Genomic DNA, 4659 nt, shown 5'->3' with positions numbered 1-4659 from the left:
GCTGTTGTTATCGCCAACATGTAAAACGAAAAAGCCTGCCGGAAGGTCATCTGCCATTATGACGAAAGGATGCTCATCCTCATCATTTTGACAGTATTTCAGGATTACTTAAGGTACGCTCTTCATCTTTAATTATTTTCGGGTCGTTCGATGCCGCCTGGAGCATTCCCTCCATATACGAAAGGAGCGCTGCCGAGGAAATCGGCAGCGCTCGTTAAGTTCTTATTGATGTGTGTTTTCATTGATCGTCAATGCTTCACGCAAATTGATTTGATGACGGAGAATATTGGCAACTTCACGCGAAATTTGTCTTGTTTCAAACATCTCCTGTACTTCATCACGCTCTGCCTGAATCGCCTTATAAAATAGCTCCCTTTCATATTCCACCATTTTACTAGGGACTCGGCCTCTATTTTCCCGTTTGCATTTCAAGATCAACACTTTATATTCTTCAATGATCATCGAGGATGTCTCATGGTTTTCGGCATTAATGCCGGCTTGTATCTCTTGAATGGCAGCTTTATACATCCTGATTTTAAGGTCCCTCACCTTTTCCAACCGCTCGATGTTGAATCTTCTTGTTTCATTTTTATTAGGGAAAAATAATTTAAAGATTCTCAACATACTTCTTTTGAAAAGTGTTACGGATCTCAAAAGGCGGAATTTCATCAGGTTAGTCACCGCGCCCTCCATCCGTTGGATATATTCCTTGCATATAAATGCCGTTTCTTTATCCACTTTCTCATCCTTGATAAGCTTATCGAGGAATCTTTGTTCTGCCTCAAGTGCCTTGAAGCGAAGAACCTTTTCTTCTTCTCTTAATACAGCGGGCTCTTTCTCTTGTTCTACAAAAGAAAGTGCATTGATTTTCGTATGGTATCTCGATATGATCGATAACGCCGCTTCACGGTTTTCATCGGTCATTTGCGATTCTATAACTTTGATTGCCGCTTGATGTGTGTGAATCGCAGCCGCTTTCGATTTGTCAGCCTGTTTATCCACGACCTCCTCTTCGTCCGTTCGTGCTACAATCGGCAAAAACACACTTGCGACAACCAATGTCAGCAATATGACCCCGGCTGCAATGAAGATGATCAACGAACGCTCCGGGAAAGGAGTTCCATCGGCCAATACATACGGAATCGAGAATGAACCAGCTAACGTTACAGCTCCTCGAACTCCGGAAATGGTGATGATTCCGGCCGCCTTCATATCTGGCTTTTGAGCGCCTGCTTTTTTCGCGAACCAACCGATCGACCAGGCCGCCAAGAGCCAAATGAATCGTAAAGCGAAGAGGAAAAGTGTGATGATCACGATATAAATAATCACTTGTCCGTTATTGAAGGCTGGATCTTCGAATATGGTCTGCGCCACGCTTGGGATTTGCAGGCCCAGTAATACGAAAACAAGTCCATTCAGTACATACAAAATAACAGACCATGTGCTTTTGGAAACAACCTGCAACTCCACCGTCGGTGATATTTCCCGATCCCGTTCTATTGCATGGACAATCCCCCCGGCGACAACTGCTAAAATACCAGAAAGGTGAAAATGCTCCACAGCGAGGAAAATGATAAAAGGAGTCAGGATCTGGATCAGCATGTGCATCGTAACATCTTCCATGCCAAGGCGGCGAAGGAACACACGCAATCTGATAATGATGAAGGCAATGAGGGCACCGCCTGCAAAACCGCCGATCGCAATCCATATGAAACTAAACGTTGCATCCACCAAGGAGAAAACACCAGTGACTGTAGCTGCCACAGCGAACTTAAATGCCACAAGGCCCGAAGCATCATTCATTAGCCCTTCCCCTTCAAGAAGATGCAGAATGCTCTTCGGCAGCTTAACACGGCTTGCCATCGCGCTGACCGCCACTACATCCGTAGGGGACAAAATCGCAGCTAAAGCGAATGCAGCAGGCAATGGAATCGAAGGGATCAACCAGTTAATTAAATAACCGCCAGACCAAACCGTCAAGAATACGAGGCCCAATGCAAGCATGAGAATGGGCGCCCTCAGCTTCCAAAGCGCTGTACGCGGCACGTTCTTTCCATCATTGAATAAAAGGGGTGCGATGAACAACAGCAAAAACAGCTCTGTCTCCAACTCGACGTGGATCCCAAGCAGGACCTCCAGCAAAACCCCCAATGAAATTTGAATTAATGGTACAGGTATAAAGGGTATAAAATGGTTAATTACATTGGACATTCCAATTAATATTAGAAGGGCCAATATAATAAGAAAAAACTCCATACAAACATCTAACATCCTCTCTCATCTATTTTCATAACTATAAGCGTAACATATTTAGAGCGATTCATTCATGCAATTACTATTCTTGCCTAGAATCGCCCGGAATAAAGATGCCATTTTCCCCGCCTAATCAACCGTCATCGAAGTCAGGGAAATGACGTCCTGCCCAACAGCTAAATCTCGCTTTTTTGTCCCGCTCATAATGTTATCGAGGCGAATTAAATTGGACACAGCTCTAATTATTGGCATGTTGGACGAATTATTGTCGATATAAGCCGAAAAAAGCTGAGCGGGCAGCATCGGCCCGAGCAGCTTTTCCAACATTCATGATTCGTGTGATACATATCCAGGATTTCAGGCAGGTACACATTTACTCATTCAACTGATGCCGTACCCGGGACAAACAGACGAAGATGTTTATTCAATACAGTTGCCTGAAAAGGAAGGAGGAAGCCTTCATCTCCATCAATGTTTACTTTAATGTCCTCGGGAGTGGATAAATGGAGCTTGGATGTTTGAATATATTCTACTTCATCATGTTCCTTGATCTCCCCCTTCATTAAACTAGGGATGATCTTGAGGAGAAGGGGGAGAGACAAGTCTTTAATGATGAAGGTGTGCAGCTTTCCATCATTCACTTCAGCGTCTGGTGCAAGCCGCTCGAAACCGCCGACAGAGTTAGTCATTGTCGCGATTAATAAATGGGCCTCACCGATCCATCTTCCTTGGTCATGTTCAACCGTTAACGGAAATGGATTCTTCTTGATGACGGCTTTTGCTCCTTCCATGAAATAAGCAAAGGAGCCGAGGCGGGTTTTTTGTTCAACGGATACATTATAGGTAGCCTCGGCGATCGGACCGGCCGCCAAAACATTCATGAAGTAACGATCATTGATTTTCCCGATGTCGGATTCTTTCATTTTCCTATCCTTAATGATGTCTATCGCCGCTTCCGGATTCAGGGGGATACCCAATGATCTAGCGAAATCATTAACGGTACCAAGCGGGATGATCCCGAATACCGGGCGATGATCCTGTTCCGCAAGCCCGTTCACGATCTCATTCACCGTTCCGTCCCCGCCCATCGATATGACAGCATCGTACCTTTTGGCACATGCCTCCTTGGCAAATTCCGTAGCATCTCCTTCTCCCTTCGTTTTAAGAACGGTCACCTGATCGTACATCTCCCCCAGCACCTTTTCTGCATTCGGCAAAATCTTACCTGCCTTTTCCTTACCTGAAGATGGATTTATGATAATCATCACTTTCGACATAAGCTACCTCCCATTAATTCACTTCTATTAGCAAGTTACCTCTTTACTGAATTACTAAAACCACAATGGCCATATTCTGATTGCCTATTTTTTTCCTCCTTGAAGATCCTTCATCCAAAGCAAGCCTGCTGCCGATCACATTCACCTATAAGAAGCATTCCTTTACCTTCTCTATTAACTTGCACCATCTGTTACAGTACTGGCGGTTAAATGGTCTCGATTCCGAGCATTTCTGCATTGGTTTTTCATTTATTACATTTATTTTTTTGTAATTTCTTGATCTCCGTCAAGAAGAACGATGAAAACATCGTGCAGTGAATCCTTGTCATCAAAGGGTTTTTACCTATTCGCAAAATAATTTTGAAATTTTCTGTAAAATACCTATACATTTTCCAAATTCGGGTATATACTGTATTATAACAACAAACAAACAACTTAAACTGTACTATAAGGAGGATCAAGACATGCAAGCAAACCAAACAAATTCATTGACGATCGATTCCGTTACTCATTGCCCCGAATGTGGTGAAACACATGTCGACCATTCAAATTCCTATCTATTGGAATGCGATCGCTGCCTTTCCAAACGCGAAGACTAATCGACCGAAATATGAGGAGGAATCATGATGCAAACTAAAAACCCTATGGAGTTTTTCAGGAACCTGCCACCTAAACAATGTACGGAGTGCGGAACCACCATCACCGAGCAAGCTGAATCGTATCTCTTGGAATGCGATCATTGCCTTTCCAATCGCGAAGACTAATCGACCGAAATATGAGGAGGAATCATGATGCAAACTAAAAACCCTATGGAGTTTTTCAGGAACCTGCCGCCTAAACAATGTACGGAGTGCGGAACCACCATCACCGAGCAAGCTGAATCGTATCTCTTGGAATGTGATCATTGCTTATCCAAAAAAGATGAGTATTGAAAAAGGATGCTGACATCCCATTGCCATATCCCCTATTATGATGTCAGCATTTCCCCCTCCATTCATCAGTATATGAGCTCCCATTTCATTTACCATGCCAAAAAGGATGTCCCTTGGACACCCTTCATGTTTATTTCACTTCCCCATATATTTATTCACATAATTCCCAGTGACGTCCCTGCTGCTGTACTGAAGGA

At 43.6% G+C, this 4659-nt stretch carries 5 protein-coding genes; 3 read left to right on the top strand and 2 right to left on the bottom strand.

What is annotated here, in order from left to right; genetic code table 11:
* Positions 1 to 222 precede the first annotated feature (222 nt).
* Both CVN76_RS20425 and CVN76_RS20420 read right to left on the bottom strand, forming a co-directional pair.
* Positions 223 to 2256, bottom strand: coding sequence for a Na+/H+ antiporter (locus CVN76_RS20425; protein ID WP_100532830.1), 2034 nt, complete (start codon positions 2254 to 2256; stop codon positions 223 to 225).
* A 374-nt stretch (positions 2257 to 2630) separates the two neighbouring features.
* Positions 2631 to 3530, bottom strand: a complete 900-nt coding sequence (locus tag CVN76_RS20420) for a diacylglycerol/lipid kinase family protein (protein ID WP_100532829.1) — start codon at positions 3528 to 3530, stop codon at positions 2631 to 2633.
* Between the two features lie 464 nt (positions 3531 to 3994).
* Between CVN76_RS20420 and CVN76_RS32155 the strand changes: the two genes are divergently transcribed.
* From CVN76_RS32155 to yhfH (CVN76_RS20410), 3 genes are read left to right on the top strand one after another with little or no spacing between them, the layout of a single operon-like run.
* The gene (locus tag CVN76_RS32155) at positions 3995 to 4129 is read left to right on the top strand and encodes a hypothetical protein (protein WP_269800067.1); all 135 of its coding nucleotides are present in this window, start codon (positions 3995 to 3997) and stop codon (positions 4127 to 4129) included.
* Between the two features lie 24 nt (positions 4130 to 4153).
* Positions 4154 to 4294 carry a protein YhfH gene (yhfH, locus tag CVN76_RS20415; protein ID WP_442857592.1) on the top strand — a complete coding sequence of 47 codons (141 nt, stop codon included), beginning with the start codon at positions 4154 to 4156 and terminating at the stop codon, positions 4292 to 4294.
* Positions 4295 to 4318: 24 nt separating this feature from the next.
* Positions 4319 to 4462: a protein YhfH gene (yhfH, locus tag CVN76_RS20410; protein WP_442857525.1), complete on the top strand. Its 144-nt coding sequence runs from the start codon at positions 4319 to 4321 to the stop codon at positions 4460 to 4462.
* Positions 4463 to 4659: the final 197 nt, after the last annotated feature.

This window comes from Bacillus sp. mrc49 (genome assembly GCF_002803435.1).
This window is presented reverse-complemented; position numbering and strand designations above follow the sequence as displayed.

Coding starts and splice junctions, on each gene's coding strand:
- CVN76_RS20425 (WP_100532830.1), bottom strand. CDS start 2,256: ATGGAGTTTTTTCTTATTATATTGGCCCTTCTAATATTAATTGGAATG.
- CVN76_RS20420 (WP_100532829.1), bottom strand. CDS start 3,530: ATGTCGAAAGTGATGATTATCATAAATCCATCTTCAGGTAAGGAAAAG.
- CVN76_RS32155 (WP_269800067.1), top strand. CDS start 3,995: ATGCAAGCAAACCAAACAAATTCATTGACGATCGATTCCGTTACTCAT.
- yhfH (WP_442857592.1), top strand. CDS start 4,154: ATGATGCAAACTAAAAACCCTATGGAGTTTTTCAGGAACCTGCCACCT.
- yhfH (WP_442857525.1), top strand. CDS start 4,319: ATGATGCAAACTAAAAACCCTATGGAGTTTTTCAGGAACCTGCCGCCT.